Genomic DNA, 24255 nt, shown 5'->3' with positions numbered 1-24255 from the left:
GTCATGAGCATCAAGGTTCTACTGGTCGAGGATGACCGCGCGTTACGCGAAGCATTGGCGGACACGCTGCTGCTCGCCGGCCACGATTACACCGCCGTCGGTTCGGCGGAGGAGGCCCTGGCGGCGGTCGAGGCCGAGGCGTTCAACCTGGTGGTCAGTGACGTCAACATGCCGGGCATGGATGGCCATCAGCTGCTGGGCTTGCTGCGCGCCCGTCAACCGCAACTGCCGGTGTTGCTGATGACCGCGCACGGTGCCGTGGAGCGGGCGGTCGACGCGATGCGCCAGGGCGCGGCGGATTATCTGGTCAAGCCGTTCGAGCCCAAGGCGCTGCTCGACCTGGTCGGGCGCCATGCGCTCGGTAACCTCGGCGTCGCTGACGGTGAAGGGCCGATTGCCTTCGAACCGGCCAGCGCGCAATTGCTCGAATTGGCCGCACGGGTGGCCCGCAGTGATTCCACGGTGCTGATCTCTGGCGAATCCGGGACCGGCAAGGAAGTGCTGGCGCGCTACATTCACCAGCACTCCCATCGCGCCCATCAGCCGTTCATTGCAATCAACTGCGCGGCGATCCCGGACAACATGCTCGAAGCCACCCTGTTCGGCCACGAAAAGGGCTCGTTCACCGGCGCCATCGCGGCGCAGGCCGGCAAGTTCGAGCAGGCCGATGGCGGGACTATCCTGCTCGACGAAATTTCCGAGATGCCCCTCGGCCTGCAAGCCAAGTTGCTGCGCGTGCTGCAGGAGCGCGAAGTCGAGCGGGTAGGGGCGCGCAAGCCGATCAGCCTGGACATTCGCGTGGTCGCGACCACCAACCGTGACCTGGCCGGAGAAGTGGCGGCGGGGCGTTTCCGGGAAGACCTTTACTATCGCCTGTCAGTGTTTCCGCTGGCCTGGCGTCCGTTGCGCGAGCGTACCGCCGATATTCTGCCGCTGGCCGAGCGCCTGCTGGCCAGGCACGTCAATAAAATGAAGCATGCCGCGGCGCGACTGTCGCCCGAGGCCCAGGCGTGCCTGATCGGTTACCCGTGGCCGGGCAATGTGCGCGAGCTGGATAACGCAATCCAGCGTGCGTTGATCCTGCAGCAGGGTGGTTTGATCCAGCCACAGGATTTCTGCCTGGCCGGGCCGGTCGCCTGCGCCCCGTTGCCGGCGCTGGCGCCGACGCGAACCGTGGAGGTCGAGGCCGAATCCGCCGGGGCACTGGGCGACGATCTGCGTCGGCGTGAATTCCAGATGATCATCGACACCTTGCGCACCGAGCGCGGCCGCCGCAAAGAGGCCGCCGAGCGTTTGGGCATCAGCCCGCGCACGCTGCGCTACAAGCTGGCGCAGATGCGCGACGCCGGCATGGACGTGGAAGCCTATCTGTTCGCTACCTGACTCGCTTCCTGTAGGAGCGAGCCCTGCTCGCGATGGTCGTTAACGATGACGCGGGCTTGCAGGGTGAGCGCGGTGCTCTTGAGACCATCGCGAGCAGGCTCGCTCCTACAGCGATAGGAAAAAGCCCGGGATGGGCTTTTGTATGACGTGGCCACGGAGCTGGCACCCTTGTTGCTAACACCTCACTACCCGCCGAGTGAGTGTCAAAAAAATTGCGGGTCGCCCACGACGTAGCTTCGTCCAAGAGAGAAACCATGAGCCAAGGTATTGAATTCAATCGGTTGATGCTGGACATGCGTGCCATGCAAATGGATGCCATGTCTGCGCCGAAATCGACTGCCGCCGTCCCTGAACTGAATGGCAGCAGCTTTTCCGACATGCTCGGCCAGGCCGTCAATAAAGTGAACGACACCCAGCAGGCAGCCGGGAACCTGGCGAATGCCTTTGAAATCGGCAAAAGTGGCGTCGACCTGACGGACGTGATGATTTCCTCGCAGAAGGCTAGCGTGTCTTTCCAGGCGCTGACCCAGGTGCGTAACAAGCTGGTTCAGGCTTACCAAGACATCATGCAGATGCCGGTTTAAGGACGAGATTGAGTCATGGCAGAAGCAGTCGCCGATAATGTTCCGGCCAAGGCCACACCCGTAGACGGCAAACCGCCGCTGTTCGGGTTGTCCTTCCTGGAAAACCTCTCCGAGATGACCATGTTGCGTCAGGTGGGCCTGTTGGTCGGCCTGGCCGCGAGCGTGGCGATTGGTTTTGCCGTGGTGTTGTGGTCCCAGCAGCCGGACTACCGTCCGCTGTACGGCAGCCTTGCCGGCATGGACGCCAAACAGGTCATGGATACCCTGGCTGCCGCCGATATTCCGTACACCGTCGAACCCAATTCCGGTGCCTTGCTGGTCAAGGCCGAAGACCTGTCCCGTGCGCGGCTCAAACTCGCGGGCGCTGGTGTCACTCCCAGCGATGGCAACATCGGTTTTGAAATTCTCGACAAGGACCAGGGCCTGGGCACCAGTCAGTTCATGGAGGCCACCCGTTATCGTCGCGGCCTCGAAGGCGAACTGGCCCGCACCATCTCCAGCCTGAACAACGTCAAGGGCGCCCGCGTGCACCTGGCGATTCCGAAGAGTTCGGTGTTCGTGCGCGACGAGCGCAAACCGAGCGCTTCGGTTCTGGTTGAGCTGTATTCCGGTCGCTCCCTGGAGCCGGGCCAGGTCGTGGCCATCATCAACCTGGTGGCGACCAGCGTTCCCGAGCTCAGCAAATCGCAGATCACCGTTGTCGACCAGAAGGGCAACCTGCTCTCCGATCAGGCGGAAAACTCCGAACTGACCATGGCCGGCAAGCAATTCGACTACAGCCGCCGCATGGAAAGCATGCTCACCCAGCGTGTGCACAACATCCTGCAACCGGTGCTGGGCAACGACCGCTACAAGGCTGAAGTCTCGGCCGATGTGGATTTCAGTGCCGTCGAATCGACCTCCGAGCAGTTCAACCCGGACCAGCCGGCGTTGCGCAGCGAGCAGTCGGTCAACGAGCAACGTACCGCCAGCAATGGCCCGCAGGGTGTGCCGGGTGCCTTGAGCAACCAGCCTCCGTCGCCGGCCTCCGCGCCGCAAACCACGGGCGGCGCCACCGCATCGGCGGGCATGGTGCAGCCAGGCCAGCCACTGATTGATGCCAACGGCCAGCAAATCATGGACCCGGCCACCGGGCAGCCGATGCTGGCGCCGTACCCGGCGGACAAGCGTCAACAATCGACCAAGAACTTCGAACTCGACCGTTCCATCAGCCACACCAAGCAGCAACAGGGCCGTTTGAATCGCCTGTCGGTGTCGGTGGTGGTGGATGACCAGGTCAAGGTCAACGCGGCCAACGGTGAAACCACCCGTGCGCCATGGAGCGCCGATGAATTGGCGCGCTTCACCCGTCTGGTCCAGGACGCGGTCGGCTTCGACGCCAGCCGTGGTGACAGCGTCAGCGTGATCAACATGCCGTTCTCCGCCGATCGCGGCGAAGTCATCGCCGACATTCCGTTCTATTCCCAGCCGTGGTTCTGGGACATCGTCAAGCAAGTGCTGGGTGTCTTGTTCATCCTGGTGCTGGTGTTTGGTGTGCTGCGTCCGGTGCTCAACAACATCACCGGTGGCGGCAAAAGCAAAGAGCTGGCCGGCATTGGCAGCGACGTCGAATTGGGTGGCATGGGCGGCCTGGACGGCGAACTGGGCAACGACCGCGTCAGCCTCGGCGGTCCGACCAGCATCCTGCTGCCGAGCCCGAGCGAAGGCTATGATGCACAGTTGAACGCCATCAAGAGTCTGGTGGCAGAAGACCCGGGTCGCGTGGCCCAAGTCGTGAAAGAGTGGATTAACGCAGATGAGTGATAACCGAGCCGTTGCCGCCAAACTGACCAAGGTCGACAAAGCCGCGATCCTGCTGCTGTCCCTTGGTTCTACCGACGCCGCCCAGGTGTTGCGCCACATGGGGCCCAAAGAGGTCCAGCGTGTGGGCGTGGCCATGGCACAGATGGGCAATGTGCACCGCGAGCAGGTCGAGCAGGTGATGAGCGAGTTCGTCGACATCGTCGGCGACCAGACCAGCCTGGGCGTCGGTTCCGACGACTACGTGCGCAAAATGCTCACCCAGGCCCTGGGCGAGGACAAGGCCAACGGCCTGATCGACCGCATCCTGCTGGGTGGCAACACCAGCGGCCTCGACAGCCTGAAATGGATGGAACCGCGCGCCGTCGCCGACGTGATCCGCTACGAGCACCCGCAGATCCAGGCGATCGTGGTGGCGTATCTCGATCCGGACCAGGCCGGTGAAGTGCTGGGCAACTTCGACCATAAGGTGCGACTGGACATCATTCTGCGGGTGTCCTCGCTGAACACGGTGCAGCCGGCGGCCCTGAAAGAACTCAACCAGATTCTCGAGAAGCAGTTCTCCGGCAACTCCAATGCCTCGCGCACCACCCTGGGTGGTATCAAGCGCGCGGCCGACATCATGAACTTCCTCGACAGCTCGATCGAAGGCCAGCTCATGGACTCGATCCGCGAAGTCGACGAAGACCTTTCCGGTCAGATCGAAGACCTCATGTTCGTGTTCAACAACCTGGCCGATGTCGACGACCGCGGTATCCAGGCGCTGCTGCGCGAAGTGTCCTCCGACGTGCTGGTACTGGCCCTCAAGGGCTCGGACGAGAACGTCAAGGAGAAGATCTTCAAGAACATGTCCAAGCGTGCGGCCGAACTGCTGCGCGACGACCTCGAAGCCAAGGGCCCGGTGCGCGTCAGCGACGTGGAAACCGCGCAGAAGGAAATCCTCACCATCGCTCGCCGTATGGCCGAGGCCGGGGAAATCGTTCTCGGCGGCAAGGGCGGCGAGGAAATGATCTAACGCCATGGCCAAGCATGATGATTCACCCACTGACCTGATCCGGGCCGGGGCTGTCAGTGGTTTCGATACCTGGGCGCTGCCCAGTTTCGACCCGCCGGAACCCGAGCCTGAACCGGAGCCGGAACCCGAGCCGCCGGAAATGGAGGAAGTGCCGCTGGAGGAAGTCCAGCCACTGACCCTCGAAGAACTCGAAAGCATTCGCCAGGAAGCCTACAACGAAGGCTTCGCGGTGGGCGAGAAAGAAGGATTCCACAGCACCACGCTCAAGGTTCGCCAGGAGGCCGAAGTGGCGCTGGCCGCCAAGATCGCGGGGCTGGAGCAGCTCATGGCGCACCTGTTCGAGCCTATCGCCGAGCAGGACACCCTGATCGAAAAGTCCCTGGTCGACCTCGTCCAGCACATCACCAAGCAAGTCATCCGGCGCGAACTGGCCATCGATTCGACGCAGATCGAGCACGTCATGCGCGAGGCCCTCAAGCTCCTGCCCTTGGGCGTGGACAATGTGCGGCTGTACATCAATCCCCAGGATTTCGAACAGGTCAAAGCCCTGCGCGAGCGCCATGAAGAAACCTGGCGCATCGTCGAGGACGAGGCCTTGTTGCCGGGTGGCTGCCGGGTCGAGACGCAACACAGCCGTATCGATGCCACGGTGGAAACCCGCGTGGCGCGAGTGATGGACAAGCTGCTCGATCAGTTGCACGAGCAGGCCCTGCACCCGGCCGCGCCGGACGTGAGCCTGGAACTGCCGATCGACAGCAAGCCCGTGCCGGACAGTCCCGATGCGCCTTGAACGCACCAGTTTTGCCAAGCGCCTGGGCAGTTATGCCGAGGCCACACAACTGGAAGGCGCGCCGATCCTCGAAGGCCGTTTGCTGCGCATGGTCGGCCTGACCCTCGAAGCCGAAGGCTTGCGCGCGGCCATGGGCACTCGCTGCATGGTCATCAACGACGACAGCTATCACCCGGTGCAAGTTGAAGCCGAAGTCATGGGCTTCTCGGGCAGCAAAGTCTTCCTGATGCCGGTCGGCAGCGTCGCCGGCATCGCCCCCGGTGCCCGGGTCGTTCCGCTGTCGGACACCGGCCGCCTGCCGATGGGCATGAGCATGCTCGGCCGGGTGCTCGATGGCGCCGGGCGAGCACTGGACGGCAAGGGCGGAATGAAGGCCGAGGACTGGGTGCCGATGGACGGCCCGACCATCAACCCGCTCAAGCGCGAACCGATCAGCGAGCCCCTGGACGTGGGCATCCGTTGCATCAACGGCATGTTGACGGTCGGTCGCGGCCAGCGGCTCGGGCTGTTTGCCGGTACCGGCGTGGGTAAATCCGTGCTGCTGGGCATGATGACCCGCTTCACCGAGGCCGACATCATCGTCGTCGGGCTGATCGGTGAGCGGGGTCGTGAAGTCAAGGAATTCATCGAGCACATCCTCGGTGAAGAAGGGCTCAAGCGTTCGGTGGTGGTGGCTTCGCCAGCGGATGATGCGCCGCTGATGCGCCTGCGCGCGGCCATGTACTGCACGCGCATCGCCGAGTATTTCCGCGACAAGGGCAAGAACGTCCTGTTGCTGATGGATTCGCTGACCCGTTTCGCCCAGGCCCAGCGGGAAATCGCCCTGGCCATCGGCGAGCCGCCAGCGACCAAGGGCTATCCGCCGTCGGTGTTTGCCAAGTTGCCGAAGCTGGTGGAGCGGGCCGGTAATGCCGAGAAGGGCGGGGGTTCGATCACCGCGTTCTACACCGTGCTGTCCGAAGGCGATGACCAGCAGGACCCGATCGCCGACTCGGCGCGGGGCGTGCTCGACGGGCACATCGTGCTGTCGCGGCGCCTGGCCGAGGAAGGTCATTACCCGGCCATCGATATCGAAGCGTCCATCAGCCGGGTCATGCCCGCGGTGGTGTCGCCGGAGCACATGACCCGCGCGCAGTATTTCAAGCAATTGTGGTCGCGCTATCAGCAGAGTCGGGACCTGATCAGCGTCGGTGCCTACGTCGCCGGCGGCGACCGCGAGACCGACCTGGCGATTTCCCTGCAACCGCAACTGGTCAAATACCTGCGCCAGGGCCTCAACGACAGCATCAGCCTGGGTGAAAGCGAAGCGTATCTCGCCTCGATCTTTGCGCCCGCGGCGGGCGGTTAAGCGGTCATGGCCCAGAGTCGGGCAGGGCGCCTGGCCCCCGTGGTGGAAATGGCCGAAAAGGCCGAGAAAACCGCGGTCCAGCGCCTGGGGCATTTCCAGGGGCAGGTCCGGCTGGCGGAAAGCAAGCTCGCCGACCTCGAGGCTTTTCGTCTGGACTATCAGGAACAGTGGATCGTGCGCGGCAGCAGCGGCGTGACCGGCCAATGGCTGCTGGGCTACCAGGGGTTCCTGGCGCAATTGGGCACGGCCATCGATCAGCAGCGCCAAAGCCTGGCCTGGCACCAGAACAACCTGAACAAGGCACGGGAAACCTGGCAACAGGCGTTCGCCCGGGTCGAAGGCTTGCGCAAACTGGTCCAGCGTTACATCGATGAATCGCGGGCGCTGGAAGACAAGCGCGAGCAAAAGCTGCTGGACGAGTTGTCCCAGCGGTTGCCGCGCCAGGATCAATATTGATCGCTGCCTTCGAAAGATCGCAGCCTGCGGCAGCTCCTACACTGTCCGCGTGTAAACCGTTCCTGTAGGAGCTGCCGCAGGCTGCGATCTTTTGATCCTGGCTCCACGATCAACTCGCTGCCTTGCCCCAACCTCTACCAAATGCTAAACCTTGTACAAGCAGGTTTACCCACGACAAGGAAGCCATCACATGTCAGTCGTTACGGAAATCTCCCCGGATGGGCAAAAGCTGACGATATCGGTCAAGGGCCGATTCGATTTCGCCAAGCATCAGGAATTTCGTGAGTCCTACGAGTCCAGGGACCTCGGCGAGGTCGTGATCGACTTGAAAGAGGCGACCTACCTCGACAGTTCCGCCTTGGGCATGCTGCTCCTGTTGCGTGATCACGCCGGGGGCGACGACTCCGATATTCGCGTCGTCAACAGCAGTTCCGACGTCAGAAAAATCCTCGCCATTTCCAATTTCGACAAGCTGTTCGACATCACTTGAGCGCCGTGCAGCCCGTACTCGAATCGCTGACGATCCTGATCGCCGAGGACAGTGCGGCCGATCGCCTGCTGTTGTCGAGTATCGTCCGGCGCCAGGGGCATCAGGTACTGACGGCGGCCAATGGCGCCGAAGCGGTCGAGGCGTTTCGCCTGCAACGGCCGCAATTGGTCCTGATGGACGCGATGATGCCGGTGATGGACGGCTTCGAGGCGGCCCGGCAGATCAAGGCGCTGGCCGGGGAAAACCTGGTGCCGATTATCTTCCTGACCTCATTGTCGGAAAGCGAGGCCCTGGCCCGCTGCCTGGAAGTCGGCGGTGACGATTTTCTGGCGAAACCCTACAACCAGGTGATTCTCGCCGCCAAGATCAAGGCGATGGATCGCTTGCGGCGTTTGCAGGCGACCGTGTTGCAGCAGCGGGATCAGATCGCCCGGCACCACGACTACCTGCTCAACGAGCAACGGGTCGCCAAGGCCGTGTTCGACAAGGTGGCCCATTCCGGCTGCCTGAATGCCCCCAACATCCGCTACCTGCAATCGCCCTACGCGCTGTTCAACGGCGATTTGCTGCTGGCCGCCTTTACTCCTGCCGGCGACATGCACGTGCTGCTCGGTGATTTCACCGGCCACGGGCTGCCGGCCGCGGTGGGCGCGATGCCACTGGCCGAAGTGTTCTACGGCATGACCGCCAAGGGTTATGGCCTGGCGGAAACCCTGCGCGAGATGAACGCCAAGCTCAAACGCATCCTGCCCGTGGACATGTTCTGTTGCGCAACGCTGCTGTGCCTGAGCTTTCAGCGCCGAAGCGTGGAGGTCTGGAACGGCGGCATGCCGGATGGCTACCTGCACAGCATGGCCACAGGGGAGCGCACGCCGCTCAAGGCCCGGCATTTGCCGCTGGGCGTGCTGAGCCCGCCCACCTTCGATGACCGCACCGAAGTGTTTCCGATGGCGCTGGGGGATCGGGTGTTTCTGCTGTCCGACGGCGTGATCGATACCTGCGACGCCAGCGATCAGTTGTTTGGCGTGCAGCGCCTGCAGCAGGTGTTTGCCGCCAATCGTCAACCCGATGCGTTGTTCGAGGAGATCGACCGGGCGCTGCGGGATTTTGGCGGCGAAGCCCGCGATGATGTCAGCATGGTCGAGGTCAGCCTGCTGGACCCGACGCAGCTGAGCCCGCCGGCCCTGGTCTATTCCGACAGCGGCCAGTCCTGCCCGCTGGACTGGTCGGTGAGTTTCGAGTTTCGCGCCGCCACCCTCAAGCGCTTCAATCCGCTGCCATACCTGTTGCAGTTGCTGCTGGAGGTCCACGGCCTGCGGGCGCAAAGCGGGGCGCTCTACAGTGTGCTGGCCGAGCTTTACTCCAATGCCCTGGAGCATGGCGTGCTGGGCCTTGATTCGGCCCTCAAGCGCGACGTTGCCGGTTTTGCCCGTTATTACCAGCAACGCAACAGGCGCCTGGATGAGCTGCAGGAGGGTTACGTGCGGGTGCATTTGCAGGTCGCGCCGCGCGGCGAGGGTGGGTGCCTGGTGATTCGCGTCGAGGACAGCGGCAAGGGATTTGATGTCGAGCGCGTGATGGAGCGCCCCGTCGATCCTGTCCGTTTGTCGGGACGTGGTGTCAGTCTGATCCGTCAATTGGGGCGTAACGCCTGTTGGTCCGACGATGGTCGCAGTGCCCGCGTGGAGTTTTTCTGGGAGCCTCTGGCATAATCCGCGCATTCTTGATCAAGGAGTGAACAAGTGGCTGACATACATGTGGACCCGGATGCGCTGAGCGCATTGCGTGAAGTCATGGAAGAGGAGTTTTCGACATTGGTCGATACCTTCCTCCTGGACTGCGAAGAACGGTTGCAGCAATTGACCGGGGCTGATGACGCCACGCAGATTCTTGAAACCGCGCACAGTTTCAAGGGCAGCTGCAGCAACATGGGCGCGATTCGCCTGGCCGCGCTCTGTCATGACCTGGAGCAGCGAGCCAAGACGCACAACCTTGGCGGCCTTGAAGCGCTGGTGGCCGACATTGCCCGCGAATTTGCGCTGGTGCGGCCACTCTATGAGCAGGAACGCGAGCGTTCTGTCTCGACCATCGCGACCATTCGGCCGTATTAATCACGACCTGGCAAAACTGGCGCGACCTTTGCAGCCAACTCTCCCAACTGTACCTACGATCCCAGTGCAGCGGAGACCGTTAAATGCCCGTTACCCCCAATATTCTTCTTCAGGCCACCGCTCAGGCCAAGACGCCAGCCGCGCCCGCCAATTCCACGGCGCCGGCCGCCGAGCCCGGGGACAAGGCTTCCAGCTTCGCTCAGGTGTACGCCAAACAGGCCCAGAACAAAGCGGGCGCGGCGTCCGATGGTTCGACCTCACCGGTACGTGACAAGGGCGCGGACAGCGCCGGCAAACAGGAGGTCGCCGAAGACACCCCTGCCGCCCAGGAACCCGCCGTTGCCGATAGCGGCAATTCCTTGCCCGCCGATAAACCGGCGCAGGCCGATGACAAGACTGCCAGCGATGAGGCGGCAGAGGCCGCGCCGACGCCGGTCGTCGATGCTGCGCCGGTCGACCCGGCCCTCGACCCTGCCTTGCTGCAGGCGGTACAACCCGCCGTTACCGCGCCCGTCCCGGCAGCGCAGCCGGTGGTAGAGGCCGTCCAGGCACCGACCACCGCACCGGTGGCCACCGCCGTCACGGCTGCAACGACAGCCGCCGCTGTCGCCCCCGCCGATCCCGATTTCGACCCGGAAGCCGATCCGCTCGACGCACTGCCCGCCGTGCGCATGGCCATGGAGCAGAGCGGCCACGTGTCGGCCTCCAGTCAGGCACAGCCCAAGGCCGCACCGACGCCCGCCCAGGCCCAGGCTGATGGCGAACAGACCTCGACGCAGAATTTTGCCGCCGGCATGGCCAACATGCTCGACGTGCAGGCTGACAAGGACAGCACCAGCGAGGGGGGCGAGAAGGCGTTCAGCGGCCTGATCGATGACGGCCTCAAGGATCTGAAATCGGCCAGCAGCGATACCCGGGTCGACGATTTCGCCAACCGTCTGGCGGCACTGACACAGGCGGCGACGCCGAAAACCGCCAATGCGCTGCCGGTGAACCAGCCGATTGCCATGCACCAGAGCGGCTGGACCGAAGAAGTGGTCAACCGGGTCATGTACCTGTCCAGCGCCAACCTCAAGGCGGCGGACATCCAGCTGCAACCGGCGGAGCTGGGGCGCCTCGACATTCGGGTGAACATGGTGCCGGACCAGCAGACGCAGGTGACGTTCATGAGCGCACACCCGAGTGTTCGCGAAGCACTGGACGGGCAGATGCATCGGCTGCGCGACATGTTCGCGCAGCAGGGCATGGGCCAGGTGGACGTCAACGTGTCCGACCAGTCCCGGGGTTCGCAGCAAGGCCAGGATCAGGCTCAACAGGGCCGGACCGGGCGAGCCAGTGCCAACGGTGGTCGCCTCGACGCCATGGATGACGACATCGCCCCGGGCATCACGGAAGTCGCCGCAACGGCGACCAGCGTGATCGGCTCCAGCGCCGTCGACTACTACGCCTGATCAAACCAAAATCCCCTGTGGGAGCGGGCTTGCTCGCGAAAGCGCTGTGTCATTGAGCATCTGTGTCGACTGACACGGCCCTTTCGCGAGCAAGCCCGCTCCCACATTGGAATATCAGTGTTCTCAAAATCGCGGCAGCTCCCACCCATCACCCTCCCAACCGTTCTGGCATAACACTTGCTCTTGCCTATCCGTGCGACTGTGAAAACCCGAATAGTGACGGATTATTGGCATGGCGAAGAGCGACGCAGCAGTAAAAGACCCCGCAACCAAAGGCAAACTCAAGCTGATCATCGTGATCGTGGTGGCCCTGCTGCTGGCGATCGGCGTGTCCGTGGGGGCGACCTGGTACTTCATGCACAGCACCCAGAGCAAACCTGCCGCCGTGGCTGAAACCGCCCCGGTTGGCAAGCAGCCGGCGATTTTCGAGTCGATGGCGCCAGCATTTGTCGCCAACTACACCCAGAACGGCCGCCAGCGCTACATGCAGGTGAGCATCACCATGCTGGGCCGCAACCAGGCGGACCTGGATGCGCTCAAGGTCCACATGCCGGTGATCCGCAATAACCTGGTCATGCTGTTCTCCGGGCAGGATTTCCCGACGCTCGCGTCGCCGGTCGGCCAGGAGATGCTGCGCCAGAAAGCCACGGCCAGTGTCCAGGAAGTCGCGCAGAAAGAACTCGGCAAAGTGGTCGTCGAACAGTTGCTTTTCACTAATTTCGTACTGCAGTAGGAACACGACATGGCCGTGCAGGACCTGCTGTCCCAGGATGAGATCGACGCGCTGTTGCATGGCGTGGACGATGGTCTGGTACAGACCGATATCGCTGCCGAACCCGGCACCGTCAAAAGCTACGACCTGACCAGCCAGGATCGCATCGTCCGTGGACGCATGCCGACCCTGGAAATGATCAACGAACGTTTTGCCCGCTACACGCGCATCAGCATGTTCAACATGCTGCGTCGCTCGGCAGACGTGGCGGTTGGCGGCGTGCAGGTGATGAAGTTCGGCGAATACGTGCACTCGCTGTACGTGCCGACCAGTCTCAACCTAGTCAAGATCAAGCCGCTGCGCGGCACCGCGCTGTTCATCCTCGACGCCAAGCTGGTGTTCAAGCTGGTGGACAACTTCTTCGGCGGCGACGGCCGTCACGCCAAGATCGAAGGGCGTGAATTCACCCCGACCGAACTGCGTGTGGTGCGCATGGTGCTGGAGCAGGCCTTCATCGACTTGAAGGAAGCCTGGCAGGCGATCATGGAAGTGAATTTCGAGTACATCAACTCGGAAGTGAACCCGGCCATGGCCAACATCGTCGGCCCGAGCGAAGCGATCGTGGTGTCGACCTTCCACATCGAACTCGACGGCGGTGGCGGTGACCTGCACGTGACCATGCCGTACTCGATGATCGAGCCGGTCCGGGAAATGCTCGACGCCGGCTTCCAGTCGGACCTCGACGACCAGGACGAGCGCTGGGTCAATGCCCTGCGCCAGGACGTGATGGACGTCGACGTGCCGATCGGCGCCACCGTTGCTCGTCGCCAGTTGAAGCTGCGCGACATCCTGCACATGCAGCCGGGCGACATTATCCCGGTGGAGATGCCGGAAGACATGATCATGCGCGCCAATGGCGTGCCCGCGTTCAAGGTCAAGATGGGCTCGCACAAAGGCAATCTCGCGTTGCAAGTGATCGAGCCGATCGAGCGCCGTTGACCGGCGCTTTACACATTCGCTTTTAACAGACGGCTTCCCGTTGAAAGGTGGCCCGCCGAGGACAAATGATGGCTGACGATATGAATACCCAGGACGATCAGGCACTGGCTGACGAGTGGGCTGCGGCCCTGGAAGAAACCGGCGATGCCGGGCAGGCGGACATCGATGCCTTGCTGGCAGCCGATACTTCGGGTTCCAACCGCCTGCCGATGGAAGAATTCGGCAGCGTGCCGCGTAATAACGACCCGGTAAGCCTGGAAGGGCCGAACCTGGACGTGATCCTCGACATCCCGGTGTCGATCTCCATGGAAGTGGGCAGCACCGACATCAACATCCGCAACCTGCTGCAACTCAACCAGGGTTCGGTGATCGAGCTCGATCGCCTGGCCGGTGAGCCGCTGGACGTGCTGGTCAACGGCACGCTCATCGCCCACGGCGAAGTGGTGGTGGTCAACGAGAAGTTCGGCATCCGCCTGACCGACGTGATCAGCCCAAGCGAACGCATCAAGAAGCTGCGCTGAGTGAAAAAGGTGCTCTGGGTCCTGCTGGCGTTGCCGTTCAACATTCTGGCGGCCGAGCCGGTAGCGACTGCCGCCACCGCCGTCACCGCCGCTGCGCCGGTGGCCGGCGGCGGGGTGGCCGGGCAATTGACGCAGCTGGTGTTCGGTTTGCTGCTGGTGCTGGGGCTGATCTTCTTCCTCGCCTGGCTGTTGCGCCGGGTCCAGCAGGCCGGCCCTGCGGGCAAGGGCCAGGTGATTGAACTGATCGGTTCCCGCGCCCTTGGCCCCCGTGACCGTCTGATGCTGGTGCAAGTGGGTAACGAGCAGATTCTGCTCGGCCTCAGCCCCGGCACGATCACCGCGTTGCATGTGCTCAAGGAGCCGGTGCAGGTGCCGGGCGGTACTGAAAAAACGACCCCGGAGTTTGCCCAGCAGCTGCTGAAGATACTCGGCAAGGATCAGAAGGATAAGAAGTAATGGGTGCGTTACGCATCGTCTTGACGCTGGCCCTGATGCTGGCTGCGCCGCTGGCGCTCGCCGCCGATCCGTTGTCGATCCCGGCGATCACCCTGGGCACCAACGCACAGGGTGCCCAGGAATATTCGGTCAGCCTGCAAATCCTGCTGATCATGACCGCGCTGAGTTTCATCCCGGCGTTCGTCATGCTGATGACCAGCTTCACCCGGATCATCATCGTCTTCTCGATCTTGCGCCAGGCCCTGGGCCTGCAACAGACGCCGTCGAACCAGATCCTCACCGGCATGGCGCTGTTCCTGACACTGTTCATCATGGCGCCCGTGTTCGATCGGGTGAACCAGGACGCCCTGCAACCGTACCTGGCGGAAAAAATGACCGCCCAGGACGCCGTGGCCAAGGCCCAGGTGCCGATCAAGGATTTCATGCTCGCCCAGACCCGCACCAGTGACCTGGAGCTGTTCATGCGCCTGTCCAAGCGCACGGACATTGCATCCCCGGATCAGGCGCCGCTGACCATCCTGGTGCCGGCATTCGTGACGTCGGAGCTGAAAACCGCGTTCCAGATCGGTTTCATGATCTTCATTCCGTTCCTGATCATCGACCTGGTCGTGGCCAGTATCCTGATGGCCATGGGTATGATGATGCTCTCGCCGCTGATCATTTCCCTGCCGTTCAAAATCATGCTGTTCGTGCTGGTCGATGGCTGGGCGCTGATCATCGGTACCCTGGCCAGCAGCTTTGGCGGTGTATCACCATGACGCCAGAAGTCGCCGTCGATATCTTCCGCGATGCCTTGTGGCTGACCACGCTGATGGTCGCGGTGCTGGTGATTCCGAGCCTGCTGGTGGGCCTGGTCGTGGCGATGTTCCAGGCCGCCACCCAGATCAACGAACAGACCTTGAGCTTCCTGCCGCGCCTGCTGGTGATGCTGGTAACGCTGATTGTCGCCGGCCCGTGGCTGGTGCAGACGTTCATGGAATACATCCTGCAGCTGTATGGCAGTATTCCGCAGGTCATCGGCTAAGCCATGTCCTCGCTACTGCAACTGACGGATGCCCAGATCAGCACCTGGGTCGCGACCTTCATGTTGCCACTCTTCCGCGTCGGCGCCTTGCTGATGGTCATGCCGGTATTCGGCACGTCGCTGGTGCCCAAGCGCATCCGTTTGTACTTCGCCGTGGCCATCACCGTGGTCATCGCCCCCGGCCTGCCGCCCATGCCGCCGGTCAATGCGCTGGACCTGAGCGGGCTGCTGCTGATTGCCGAGCAGATTCTGGTAGGCGCGGTGCTGGGGTTTTCCCTGCAATTGTTTTTCCAGGCTTTTGTTGTCGCCGGGCAAATCGTGTCCATACAAATGGGCATGGGTTTCGCGTCGATGGTTGACCCCACCAACGGCGTATCGGTCGCTGTCATCGGTCAGTTCTTCACCATGTTGGTGACGTTGATTTTCCTGTCGATGAATGGCCATCTGGTGGTGTTCGAAGTCCTCACCGAAAGCTTCACCACACTGCCTGTCGGCAGCGGCCTGACGGTCAACCATTACTGGGAACTGGCCGGCAAGCTTGGCTGGGTCCTGGGCGCGGCGCTGTTGCTGGTGCTGCCGGCGATCACCGCGCTGCTGGTGGTCAACATCGCGTTTGGCGTGATGACCCGCGCGGCGCCGCAGCTGAACATTTTCTCCATCGGCTTCCCGCTGACCCTGGTGCTCGGCATGTTCATCGTCTGGGTCGGGCTGGCAGACATCATCAACCAGTATCAACCGCTGGCCACCGAGGCCCTGCAGTTTTTACGCGAACTGGCACAGGCGCGCTGAGTCATGTCTGAGAGCGAAAGCGGTCAGGACAAAACAGAAGACCCCACGGAGAAAAAGAAAAAGGACGCCCGGGAAAAGGGCGAGATTGCGCGCTCCAAGGAACTCAACACCCTGGCGATCATGCTCGCCGGCGCCAGCGCGTTGTTGATTTTCGGTGGGGCGCTGGCCCAGGAAATGATGGACCTGATGCGCCTGAATTTTTCCCTGTCCCGGGACGTGGTGCTGGACCAGCGCTCAATGGGGACTTTTCTGTTGCATTCCGGGCTGATTGCCTTGCTGGCGATTCAACCGGTGATGATCACCTTGCTGCTGGCCGCGCTGATCGGCCCGATTTCCCTCGGTGGCTGGCTGTTCTCCGCCGGCACCATGGCTCCAAAATTCAGCCGCATGAACCCCGGCGCGGGCCTCAAGCGCATGTTCTCGGCCAAGGCCATCGCCGAACTGCTCAAGGCCCTGGCCAAGTTCTTCATCGTCCTGTTCGTCGCGCTGCTGGTGTTGTCGGCGGACATCGACGACCTGCTGCGCATCGCCCATGAACCTCTGGACCGCGCCATCACCCACAGCCTGCAAGTGGTCGGCTGGAGCACCCTGTGGATGGCTTGCGGGCTGATCATCATCGCCGCCGTCGATGTGCCGATCCAGCTCTGGGAAAGCATCAAGAAACTGAAGATGACCAAGCAGGAAGTGCGCGACGAACACAAGGACCAGGAAGGCCGGCCGGAGGTCAAGCAGCGCATTCGCCAGCTACAGCGCGAAATGTCCCAGCGGCGGATGATGGCCGCCATCCCCGACGCCGACGTGGTCATCACCAACCCGACCCACTACGCCGTGGCCCTCAAGTACGACGCGGACAAGGGCGGCGCGCCAATGCTGATCGCCAAGGGCAGTGACTTCCTGGCGCTGAAAATTCGTGAAATTGCGACGGCTAACGAGATCCTGTTGCTGGAGTCGCCGGCGCTGGCGCGCTCGATTTACTACTCCACGGAGTTGGAGCAGGAGATTCCGGGTGGGTTGTACCTGGCGGTGGCGCAGGTGTTGGCGTATGTCTATCAGATTCGCCAGTACAAGGCAGGCAAGGGCAAGCGTCCGGATCCGTTGAAGGATGATTTGCCGATTCCGCCGGATTTGCGGCGTGATTCTTAAGTTTTAAGTTGGCAGTTCCGGCCCCATCGCGAGCAGGCTCGCTCCTACAGAGGATCTGCGTCGTACACTGAATCTGCGGCTTACCGCGACCATTGTAGGAGCGAGCCTGCTCGCGATGAGGCCATTCCGGTCAACAGAGATGTCGACTGACACACCGCCTTCGTGAACAGACTCGCATCCACATGGCTTGTGCCTGACTCGAATCCTTAACTAGCCTTGCGGATCGATGTTATCCAGTGCCTGATTCGCCGCCAACTCACCCAGCATGATGATCTGCGAAATCGCCAGCATTGTCGCTCAATATTGGTGGTTTCGGATGGAATCGGGTACTGGCAGATCTGATAGGTTTGCTCGAGTCGGGCTGTTGGGTTTGGGGTTTGCTACTCAGCCCAGCATGAACCCTGGACATGCGGTTCGATTCTTCAGGCTTGCGCTGGCAGTACCGGCCCCATCGCGGGCAAGCCCGGCTCCCACAATGATCGAGGCTGCCTGTTGGTTTTGTGATCGACACAAAACCTGTGGGGGCCGGGCTTGCCCGCGATGAGGCTGGTCCAAACAATACAAATCCCTCTTCTTAAACCCCTCTATTTCACCCCTCCACAAAAGTTGGAAAGCTTCTTGCAGTAGCCCCGTTGCGCCCGCTTCAGGCGTCAAAAGTTTGCTTCAAAGGAACGGGGAATACCGGTGGATCGCTCTCAGTTAATCAACAGTGCCCGCACGAACATGGCAGACCTCAGTCGAGGCAATCTGGGCGTGCCGCTGTTGCTGCTGGTCATGTTGGCGATGATGATGTTGCCGATTCCGCCGTTCCTGCTGGACGTGTTTTTCACCTTCAACATCGCGCTGTCGATTGTCGTATTGCTGGTCTGCGTGTACGCCTTGCGGCCGCTGGATTTCGCGGTGTTCCCGACCATCCTGCTGGTGGCGACGCTGCTGCGGCTGGCGCTGAACGTGGCGTCGACGCGGGTGGTGATGCTTCACGGCCAGGACGGTCACGCCGCCGCCGGCAAGGTGATCCAGGCCTTCGGCGAGGTGGTGATCGGCGGTAACTACGTGGTCGGTATCGTGGTGTTCGCGATTCTGATGATCATCAACTTCGTGGTGGTGACCAAGGGTGCCGGGCGGATTTCCGAGGTGAGCGCGCGTTTCACCCTCGATGCGATGCCCGGCAAGCAAATGGCGATCGACGCCGACCTCAACGCCGGCCTGATCGATCAGAACCAGGCCAAGGCCCGTCGCCAGGAAGTGGCCCAGGAAGCCGAGTTCTACGGGTCCATGGACGGTGCCAGCAAATTCGTGCGCGGTGACGCCATCGCCGGTTTGCTGATTCTGTTCATCAACCTGATCGGCGGCATGGCCGTCGGTATCTTCCAGCACAACATGACCTTCGCCGATGCCGGCAAGGTCTACGCGCTGTTGACCATCGGTGACGGTTTGGTGGCGCAATTGCCATCACTGCTGTTGTCCACCGCCGCGGCGATCATGGTGACCCGTGCGTCCGGTTCGGAAGACATGGGCAAGCAGATCAATCGCCAGATGTTCGCCTCGCCCAAGGCCCTGGCCGTGTCCGCTGGCCTGATGGCCGTGATGGGCCTGGTGCCCGGCATGCCGCACTTCTCCTTCCTGAGCATGGCCGCCCTGGCCGCCGGTGGCGCTTACCTGTTCTGGCGCAAGCAGAACATCGTCAAGGTGCAGGCCCTGCAAGAGGTCAAGCGTCAACAGGAGCTGCTGCCATCGCCGGCCCGCGCCCAGGAAACCAAGGAATTGGGCTGGGATGACGTGACGCCGATCGACATGATCGGCCTGGAAGTGGGCTACCGCCTGATTCCGCTGGTGGACCGCAACCAGGGTGGTCAATTGCTGGCGCGGATCAAGGGCGTGCGCAAGAAGCTGTCCCAGGACCTGGGTTTCCTGATGCCGACCGTGCACATCCGCGACAACCTCGACCTGGCGCCGAGCGCCTATCGCCTGACCCTGATGGGCGTGATCCTGGCCGAAGCGGAGATTTACCCGGACCGCGAGCTGGCGATCAACCCCGGTCAGGTCTACGGCACGCTCAACGGCATTACCGCCAAAGATCCGGCTTTCGGCCTGGAGGCGGTGTGGATCGAAATCAGCCAGCGCGCCCAAGCGCAATCGCTGGGTTACACCGTGGTCGATGCCAGTACAGTAGTGGCAACCCACTTGAACCAGATTCTGTACAAGCACTCCAGCGAGCTGATCGGCCACGAGGAAGTGCAGCAACTCATGCAATTGCTGGCGAAAAACTCGCCGAAACTGGCCGAAGAGCTGGTGCCGGGCGTGCTGTCGCTGTCGCAATTGCTCAAGGTGTTGCAGGCGTTGTTGGCCGAACAGGTGCCGGTGCGCGACATTCGCAGCATCGCCGAAGCCATCGCCAACAATGCGTCCAAGAGTCAAGATACTGCCGCGCTGGTGGCCGCGGTGCGCGTCGGCGTATCCCGCGCAATCGTCCAAAGCATTGTAGGCACTGACTCCGAGCTGCCAGTTATCACGCTGGAGCCAAGGTTGGAACAAATATTGCTCAATAGTCTGCAGAAGGCAGGACAAGGCTCGGAAGAGGGCGTTCTGCTGGAGCCAAGCATGGCCGAGAAGCTGCAACGTTCGTTGATCGAAGCGGCTCAGCGTCAGGAAATGCAAGGTCAACCGGTGATCCTGCTGGTGGCCGGTCCGGTCCGCGCGATGCTTTCGCGGTTTGGCCGACTGGCCGTACCGGGTTTGCACGTGTTGGCTTACCAGGAAATACCTGACAACAAGCAAGTGACCATCGTTGCGACAGTAGGGCCCAACGGCTGAGGTAGTGGTTTATGCAAGTTAAGCGTTTTTTCGCCGCCGATATGCGTCAGGCCATGAAACTGGTTCGTGATGAGCTGGGCGCTGAAGCCGCCATCATTGGCAACCGCCGGATCGCCGGGGGTGTCGAGCTGACGGCTGCCCTGGATTACAAGCTGTCGGCGCTGGCGCCGCGTGTACCGAACATGGAGCTCGAAGACGAGCTGCGCAAGACGCAGTCGCGGATCGTCACCGCCCAGGCCGAGTTGAGCCTGCGCAGCGAGGGCGAGAGCGACAACGCCACCAATCGCCAGTTGTTCGCCGGCCTGCCGTTGACCGCCGCCGAACCGCTGATCGAACCGACCTATGCCGAACCCCGTCGCCCGGCGCCAGCCCCGGCTGCCGCGCCGAGTGTCGACCAGCGTGCGTTCGATTCGATGCGTTTCGAACTCAACGGCCTGCGCGAGCTGCTTGAAGTGCAGTTGGGCTCCCTGGCCTGGAACCAGCTGCAAGGCAGCCGCCCGGACCAGGCCAATCTCTGGCGCCGTTTGCAGCGCATCGGCCTGTCCGGCCCGTTGTCGCGGGATCTGCTGGCGCTGATCACCGAGATTGAAGAACCCCGCCAGGCCTGGCGCATGTTGCTCGCGCACCTGGCGCGGATGATCGTCACGCCGGAAATGGAACCGCTGGAAGAGGGCGGTGTGATTGCCATGGTCGGCCCTGCCGGCATGGGCAAGACCACCACCCTGGCCAAGCTGGCCGCCCGTTACGTGCTCAAGTACGGCGCGCAAAACATCGCGCTGGTGAGCATGGACAGCTACCGTATTGGTGCGCAGGAACAACTCAAGACCCTCGGTCGGATTCTCAATGTGTCGGTGACCCACGTCGACCCGGGTCAATCGCTGGTGCAGGCGCTGGATCCACTGCTGCGCAAGCGCGTCGTGCTGATCGACACCGCCGGCCTGCAGGCCAGCGATCCGGCGCTGCGCATGCAGCTCGAAAGCCTGGCCGGGCGTGGCATCCGCTCAAAGAATTACCTGGTCCTGGCAACCACCAGCCAGAAACAGGTTCTAACTGCCGCTTATCACAGTTACAAGCGTTGCGGCCTCGCTGGCTGCATCCTGACTAAACTGGATGAGACGGCGAGCCTGGGCGAGGTGTTGAGCCTGGCCATCAGTCATGAATTGCCGGTGGCTTACCTGACCGATGGCCCGCGGATTCCGGATGATCTGCATCTGCCGCGCCGTCATCAGCTGGTCAGTCGCGCCGTCAGCGTGCAAATGCAGGAAGAGCCCAGCGAAGAAGCCATGGCTGACATGTTCGCTGATATCTACCACAGCCCCACCAAGCAGGTAGGCTGAGGTAACAATGAATCGTTTTTGTACCTACATCGATGGTCTGCCATGCATTGTTCAGTTGGTGAACGCGCAGCCAGTAATGTGGCCTCCGTCTATGCAAGACAAGGTAAAGAAATAACATGGGCAGCATGCATCCCGTACAGGTGATCGCGGTGACCGGCGGCAAAGGTGGCGTCGGGAAAACTAACGTGTCAGTGAACTTGTCCCTGGCTTTGGCGGAGCTTGGCCGGCGCGTCATGCTGCTGGACGCCGACCTTGGGCTGGCGAACGTCGACGTTCTGCTGGGCCTGACCCCCAAACGTACCCTGGCCGACGTGATCGAAGGCCGCTGCGAGCTGCGCGACGTCCTGTTGCAGGGGCCCGGCGGCATCCGCATCGTGCCGGCCGCGTCCGGCACCCAGAGCATGGTTCACCTGAGCCCGGCGCAGCACGCCGGCCTGATCCAGGCGTTCAGCGACATCGGCGACAACCTCGATGTACTGGTGATCGACACCGCTGCGGGTATCGGTGACTCGGTAGTCAGTTTCGTGCGCGCCGCGCAGGAAGTGTTGCTGGTGGTCTGCGATGAACCGACCTCGATCACCGACGCCTACGCCCTGATCAAGCTGCTCAACCGCGATTACGGCATGAACCGCTTCCGCGTCCTGGCCAACATGGCGCAGAGCCCGCAGGAAGGTCGCAACCTGTTCGCCAAGTTGACCAAGGTCACCGACCGCTTCCTCGACGTGGCCCTGCAATACGTCGGCGCGGTGCCCTACGACGAAAGCGTGCGCAAGGCGGTGCAGAAGCAGCGCGCCGTGTACGAAGCGTTCCCGCGTTCCAAGTGCTCGCTGGCGTTCAAGGCCATCGCACAAAAGGTCGATACCTGGCCGCTGCCCGCCAACCCGCGCGGGCACCTGGAGTTTTTCGTTGAGCGCCTCGTGCAACAGACGGCAGGACCCGTGCTATGACAGCCAGCGGCTACAACCTGTACAAGAAGTCGGCGCGTGACGCGCAGTACGAGCTGATCGAGCGTTACGCGCCACTGGTCAAACGCATTGCCTACCACTTGCTGGCGCGTCTGCCGGCCAGTGTCCAGGTCGAAGACCTGATCCAGGCCGGGATGATCGGCCTGCTGGAAGTGTCCACCAAATATGACGCCAGCAAAGGCGCGAGTTTCGAGACCTACGCCGGCATCCGCATCCGCGGCGCCATGCTCGATGAAGTACGAAAAGGGGACTGGGCGCCACGTTCGGTTCACCGCAACACCCGAATGGTCAGCGACGCCATTCGCTCGATTGAAGCTAAAACCGGCCGTGACGCTAAAGATCACGAGGTTGCGGCCGAACTCCAATTGAGTCTCGACGATTACTACGGGATTTTGAACGACACCCTGGGCAGCCGCTTGTTCAGTTTCGACGATCTGTTGCAGGACGGCGAACACGAAGGGCTGCACGAGGATGGCGCGAGTGCTCATCTCGAACCGTCACGCGATCTGGAAGACGAACGCTTCCAGGCGGCGCTGGCGGATGCGATTGCCAATTTGCCGGAGCGCGAGCGACTGGTGTTGGCGCTGTACTACGACGAAGAGCTGAACCTCAAGGAAATCGGTGAGGTCCTGGGGGTCAGCGAATCTCGGGTCAGCCAGTTACACAGCCAGTGCGCGGCCCGTTTGCGGGGGCGTTTGGGAGAGTGGCGAGCGCGCTGAAGGCAGTGTGGGGGCACTGCGACGTGGCTGGTGGGGTGATGAACCGCACCGGTCTCGATCCGTTGTACTCCACACCGTCATCGAGTGCTTTGCCAGATTGATTGAAATGGCGCGTCCAGGTGCTGGGCGCGTTTTAGTCTGCTTGGAGGTCGAATTGGACAAGAACATGAAAATCCTCATCGTTGATGACTTCTCAACGATGCGGCGGATCATTAAAAACCTGTTGCGTGACCTTGGGTTCACCAACACGGTCGAGGCTGACGATGGCACTACCGCCATTCCGGTCCTCAACAGCGGGAGCATCGACTTTCTGGTAACGGACTGGAACATGCCTGGCATGACCGGTATCGATCTGCTGCGCCACGTGCGTGCCGATGAAAAACTCAAGCACCTGCCGGTGCTGATGGTGACTGCTGAAGCCAAGCGCGAGCAGATCATCGAAGCCGCCCAGGCCGGTGTAAACGGCTATGTGGTCAAACCCTTCACGGCCCAGGCGTTGAAAGAAAAAATCGAGAAGATTTTCGAACGCATCGGTTGAACTGCGCCACGGGGGAGCTATGGGGCATAACGAATCTTCGCAGGGCGATTTTGAATCGACCCTGAAAAAACACGCCGTCGAATTGGTCGCGAGCCTTGAAAAAGGCAGGTTCGGCGATGCTGTGCAATTGATCCATGAGCTCAACCAGACCCGTGACCGCGGCCTGTATCAGGAAGTGGGCAAGCTCACCCGCGAGCTGCACAGCGCGATCGTCAATTTCCAGATTGACCCGCACATGCCGCAAGCCGAGGAAGTGTCACAGATCACCGACGCCACCGAGCGCCTGGGGTATGTGGTCAAGCTGACCGAGGCCGCGGCCAACCGCACCATGGACCTGGTGGAAAATGCCACGCCGGTGGTCAATCGCCTGAGTGAGGAAGCCCAGGCCTTGAGCACGGACTGGGGGCGCTTCATGCGTCGCGAAGTCGGGGCTGAAGAGTTTCGCGAACTGGCCCGGCGCGTCGACGGGTTCCTGGCGCGTAGCGCCGAGGATGGTCGCGCCGTGTCGAGCAACCTCAACGACATCCTGTTGGCCCAGGATTACCAGGACCTCACCGGCCAGGTGATCAAGCGCGTGACCCAACTGGTCACCGAAGTTGAAAGCAACCTGCTCAAGCTCGTGCTCATGGCCAGCCAGGTAGACCGCTTCGCGGGCATCGAACATGACCGTGCGGCGATGCTTGCAGAAAAAGATCCACAAAAACATCTCTCTCAGGGTGAAGGTCCGCAGATTCATGCCGATAAAAGAGAAGACGTTGTGTCCGGTCAGGACGATGTGGACGATTTGTTATCCAGCCTGGGTTTCTAGAA

25 protein-coding genes are annotated in these 24255 nt (G+C 62.0%); all 25 read left to right on the top strand.

The features are described from left to right. Positions 1–3 precede the first annotated feature (3 nt). The 25 genes from F8N66_RS25470 (at position 4) to F8N66_RS25345 (ending at position 24253) form a co-directional block, all read left to right on the top strand. The gene (locus tag F8N66_RS25470) at positions 4–1383 is read left to right on the top strand and encodes a sigma-54-dependent transcriptional regulator (protein ID WP_150772775.1); all 1380 of its coding nucleotides are present in this window, start codon (positions 4–6) and stop codon (positions 1381–1383) included. Positions 1384–1637: 254 nt separating this feature from the next. Then, positions 1638–1967, top strand: a complete 330-nt coding sequence (gene fliE / locus F8N66_RS25465) for a flagellar hook-basal body complex protein FliE (RefSeq protein ID WP_150772774.1) — start codon at positions 1638–1640, stop codon at positions 1965–1967. 15 nt (positions 1968–1982) lie between these two features. Beyond that, positions 1983–3770, top strand: coding sequence for a flagellar basal-body MS-ring/collar protein FliF (fliF, locus tag F8N66_RS25460; RefSeq protein WP_150772773.1), 1788 nt, complete (start codon positions 1983–1985; stop codon positions 3768–3770). Further along, on the top strand, positions 3763–4782 hold the full coding sequence (gene fliG, locus F8N66_RS25455; protein WP_095195723.1) for a flagellar motor switch protein FliG: 1020 nt from the start codon (positions 3763–3765) through the stop codon (positions 4780–4782). Before fliF ends, fliG begins: the two co-directional genes overlap by 8 nt. A 4-nt stretch (positions 4783–4786) precedes the next feature. Continuing rightward, positions 4787–5572, top strand: coding sequence for a flagellar assembly protein FliH (gene fliH, locus F8N66_RS25450; protein ID WP_150772772.1), 786 nt, complete (start codon positions 4787–4789; stop codon positions 5570–5572). Next, on the top strand, positions 5562–6920 hold the full coding sequence (gene fliI / locus F8N66_RS25445; protein WP_150772771.1) for a flagellar protein export ATPase FliI: 1359 nt from the start codon (positions 5562–5564) through the stop codon (positions 6918–6920). Before fliH ends, fliI begins: the two co-directional genes overlap by 11 nt. Positions 6921–6926: 6 nt before the next feature. Beyond that, positions 6927–7376: a flagellar export protein FliJ gene (fliJ, locus tag F8N66_RS25440; RefSeq protein ID WP_150772770.1), complete on the top strand. Its 450-nt coding sequence runs from the start codon at positions 6927–6929 to the stop codon at positions 7374–7376. A gap of 190 nt (positions 7377–7566) precedes the next feature. After that, complete coding sequence (locus tag F8N66_RS25435) at positions 7567–7866, top strand: STAS domain-containing protein (protein ID WP_150772769.1); 300 nt, start codon at positions 7567–7569, stop codon at positions 7864–7866. A 5-nt stretch (positions 7867–7871) separates the two neighbouring features. Further along, positions 7872–9578: a fused response regulator/phosphatase gene (locus F8N66_RS25430; protein WP_150772768.1), complete on the top strand. Its 1707-nt coding sequence runs from the start codon at positions 7872–7874 to the stop codon at positions 9576–9578. A gap of 30 nt (positions 9579–9608) precedes the next feature. Beyond that, positions 9609–9977: an Hpt domain-containing protein gene (locus tag F8N66_RS25425; RefSeq protein WP_150772767.1), complete on the top strand. Its 369-nt coding sequence runs from the start codon at positions 9609–9611 to the stop codon at positions 9975–9977. 83 nt (positions 9978–10060) lie between these two features. Continuing rightward, positions 10061–11428, top strand: a complete 1368-nt coding sequence (locus F8N66_RS25420; RefSeq protein ID WP_150772766.1) for a flagellar hook-length control protein FliK — start codon at positions 10061–10063, stop codon at positions 11426–11428. 232 nt (positions 11429–11660) lie between these two features. Then, complete coding sequence (gene fliL, locus F8N66_RS25410) at positions 11661–12161, top strand: flagellar basal body-associated protein FliL (RefSeq protein ID WP_150772765.1); 501 nt, start codon at positions 11661–11663, stop codon at positions 12159–12161. Positions 12162–12170: 9 nt separating this feature from the next. After that, positions 12171–13139, top strand: coding sequence for a flagellar motor switch protein FliM (fliM, locus tag F8N66_RS25405; RefSeq protein WP_150772764.1), 969 nt, complete (start codon positions 12171–12173; stop codon positions 13137–13139). A 68-nt stretch (positions 13140–13207) separates the two neighbouring features. Further along, positions 13208–13660, top strand: a complete 453-nt coding sequence (fliN, locus tag F8N66_RS25400) for a flagellar motor switch protein FliN (protein WP_150772763.1) — start codon at positions 13208–13210, stop codon at positions 13658–13660. After that, positions 13661–14116 carry a flagellar biosynthetic protein FliO gene (fliO, locus tag F8N66_RS25395; RefSeq protein WP_150772762.1) on the top strand — a complete coding sequence of 152 codons (456 nt, stop codon included), beginning with the start codon at positions 13661–13663 and terminating at the stop codon, positions 14114–14116. After that, positions 14116–14874 (top strand): flagellar type III secretion system pore protein FliP, encoded by a 759-nt coding sequence (gene fliP, locus F8N66_RS25390; protein WP_150772761.1) that lies wholly within the window; start codon positions 14116–14118, stop codon positions 14872–14874. Before fliO ends, fliP begins: the two co-directional genes overlap by 1 nt. Further along, positions 14871–15140 (top strand): flagellar biosynthesis protein FliQ, encoded by a 270-nt coding sequence (gene fliQ / locus F8N66_RS25385; protein WP_077045784.1) that lies wholly within the window; start codon positions 14871–14873, stop codon positions 15138–15140. Before fliP ends, fliQ begins: the two co-directional genes overlap by 4 nt. 3 nt (positions 15141–15143) lie before the next feature. Beyond that, positions 15144–15929, top strand: a complete 786-nt coding sequence (gene fliR / locus F8N66_RS25380) for a flagellar biosynthetic protein FliR (protein ID WP_150772760.1) — start codon at positions 15144–15146, stop codon at positions 15927–15929. 3 nt (positions 15930–15932) lie between these two features. Then, positions 15933–17072 (top strand): flagellar biosynthesis protein FlhB, encoded by a 1140-nt coding sequence (gene flhB / locus F8N66_RS25375; RefSeq protein ID WP_150772759.1) that lies wholly within the window; start codon positions 15933–15935, stop codon positions 17070–17072. Positions 17073–17756: 684 nt separating this feature from the next. Continuing rightward, entirely contained in the window at positions 17757–19886 is a 2130-nt protein-coding gene (gene flhA, locus F8N66_RS25370) for a flagellar biosynthesis protein FlhA (RefSeq protein WP_150772758.1), read from the top strand. 11 nt (positions 19887–19897) lie between these two features. Next, positions 19898–21223 (top strand): flagellar biosynthesis protein FlhF, encoded by a 1326-nt coding sequence (flhF, locus tag F8N66_RS25365; protein ID WP_150772757.1) that lies wholly within the window; start codon positions 19898–19900, stop codon positions 21221–21223. 116 nt (positions 21224–21339) lie between these two features. Then, positions 21340–22170, top strand: a complete 831-nt coding sequence (fleN, locus tag F8N66_RS25360) for a flagellar synthesis regulator FleN (RefSeq protein ID WP_008001746.1) — start codon at positions 21340–21342, stop codon at positions 22168–22170. After that, the gene (fliA, locus tag F8N66_RS25355) at positions 22167–22907 is read left to right on the top strand and encodes an RNA polymerase sigma factor FliA (protein ID WP_007894214.1); all 741 of its coding nucleotides are present in this window, start codon (positions 22167–22169) and stop codon (positions 22905–22907) included. Before fleN ends, fliA begins: the two co-directional genes overlap by 4 nt. 166 nt (positions 22908–23073) lie before the next feature. Further along, entirely contained in the window at positions 23074–23445 is a 372-nt protein-coding gene (locus F8N66_RS25350; RefSeq protein ID WP_003183998.1) for a chemotaxis response regulator CheY, read from the top strand. Between the two features lie 19 nt (positions 23446–23464). Beyond that, positions 23465–24253: a protein phosphatase CheZ gene (locus F8N66_RS25345; RefSeq protein ID WP_150772756.1), complete on the top strand. Its 789-nt coding sequence runs from the start codon at positions 23465–23467 to the stop codon at positions 24251–24253. The last annotated feature ends 2 nt before the right edge of the window (positions 24254–24255 follow it).

The organism is Pseudomonas fluorescens, from assembly GCF_902498195.1.
GTDB classification, from domain to species: Bacteria; Pseudomonadota; Gammaproteobacteria; order Pseudomonadales; family Pseudomonadaceae; genus Aquipseudomonas; species Aquipseudomonas fluorescens_BU.
The sequence above is the reverse complement of the archived record's forward strand: the minus strand, read 5'-3'. Positions and strand labels throughout refer to the sequence as shown.

What these genes read in the sequence shown, in the direction of transcription:
- fliQ (WP_077045784.1), top strand. Translation starts at nt 14,871, where the DNA reads ATGACGCCAGAAGTCGCCGTCGATATCTTCCGCGATGCCTTGTGGCTG.
- fleN (WP_008001746.1), top strand. Translation starts at nt 21,340, where the DNA reads ATGGGCAGCATGCATCCCGTACAGGTGATCGCGGTGACCGGCGGCAAA.
- F8N66_RS25420 (WP_150772766.1), top strand. Translation starts at nt 10,061, where the DNA reads ATGCCCGTTACCCCCAATATTCTTCTTCAGGCCACCGCTCAGGCCAAG.
- fliG (WP_095195723.1), top strand. Translation starts at nt 3,763, where the DNA reads ATGAGTGATAACCGAGCCGTTGCCGCCAAACTGACCAAGGTCGACAAA.
- fliM (WP_150772764.1), top strand. Translation starts at nt 12,171, where the DNA reads ATGGCCGTGCAGGACCTGCTGTCCCAGGATGAGATCGACGCGCTGTTG.
- fliE (WP_150772774.1), top strand. Translation starts at nt 1,638, where the DNA reads ATGAGCCAAGGTATTGAATTCAATCGGTTGATGCTGGACATGCGTGCC.
- fliR (WP_150772760.1), top strand. Translation starts at nt 15,144, where the DNA reads ATGTCCTCGCTACTGCAACTGACGGATGCCCAGATCAGCACCTGGGTC.
- fliL (WP_150772765.1), top strand. Translation starts at nt 11,661, where the DNA reads ATGGCGAAGAGCGACGCAGCAGTAAAAGACCCCGCAACCAAAGGCAAA.
- F8N66_RS25435 (WP_150772769.1), top strand. Translation starts at nt 7,567, where the DNA reads ATGTCAGTCGTTACGGAAATCTCCCCGGATGGGCAAAAGCTGACGATA.
- flhB (WP_150772759.1), top strand. Translation starts at nt 15,933, where the DNA reads ATGTCTGAGAGCGAAAGCGGTCAGGACAAAACAGAAGACCCCACGGAG.
- fliJ (WP_150772770.1), top strand. Translation starts at nt 6,927, where the DNA reads ATGGCCCAGAGTCGGGCAGGGCGCCTGGCCCCCGTGGTGGAAATGGCC.
- fliA (WP_007894214.1), top strand. Translation starts at nt 22,167, where the DNA reads ATGACAGCCAGCGGCTACAACCTGTACAAGAAGTCGGCGCGTGACGCG.
- fliH (WP_150772772.1), top strand. Translation starts at nt 4,787, where the DNA reads ATGGCCAAGCATGATGATTCACCCACTGACCTGATCCGGGCCGGGGCT.
- F8N66_RS25345 (WP_150772756.1), top strand. Translation starts at nt 23,465, where the DNA reads ATGGGGCATAACGAATCTTCGCAGGGCGATTTTGAATCGACCCTGAAA.
- F8N66_RS25470 (WP_150772775.1), top strand. Translation starts at nt 4, where the DNA reads ATGAGCATCAAGGTTCTACTGGTCGAGGATGACCGCGCGTTACGCGAA.
- fliF (WP_150772773.1), top strand. Translation starts at nt 1,983, where the DNA reads ATGGCAGAAGCAGTCGCCGATAATGTTCCGGCCAAGGCCACACCCGTA.
- fliN (WP_150772763.1), top strand. Translation starts at nt 13,208, where the DNA reads ATGGCTGACGATATGAATACCCAGGACGATCAGGCACTGGCTGACGAG.
- fliP (WP_150772761.1), top strand. Translation starts at nt 14,116, where the DNA reads ATGGGTGCGTTACGCATCGTCTTGACGCTGGCCCTGATGCTGGCTGCG.
- F8N66_RS25350 (WP_003183998.1), top strand. Translation starts at nt 23,074, where the DNA reads ATGAAAATCCTCATCGTTGATGACTTCTCAACGATGCGGCGGATCATT.
- fliI (WP_150772771.1), top strand. Translation starts at nt 5,562, where the DNA reads ATGCGCCTTGAACGCACCAGTTTTGCCAAGCGCCTGGGCAGTTATGCC.
- flhF (WP_150772757.1), top strand. Translation starts at nt 19,898, where the DNA reads ATGCAAGTTAAGCGTTTTTTCGCCGCCGATATGCGTCAGGCCATGAAA.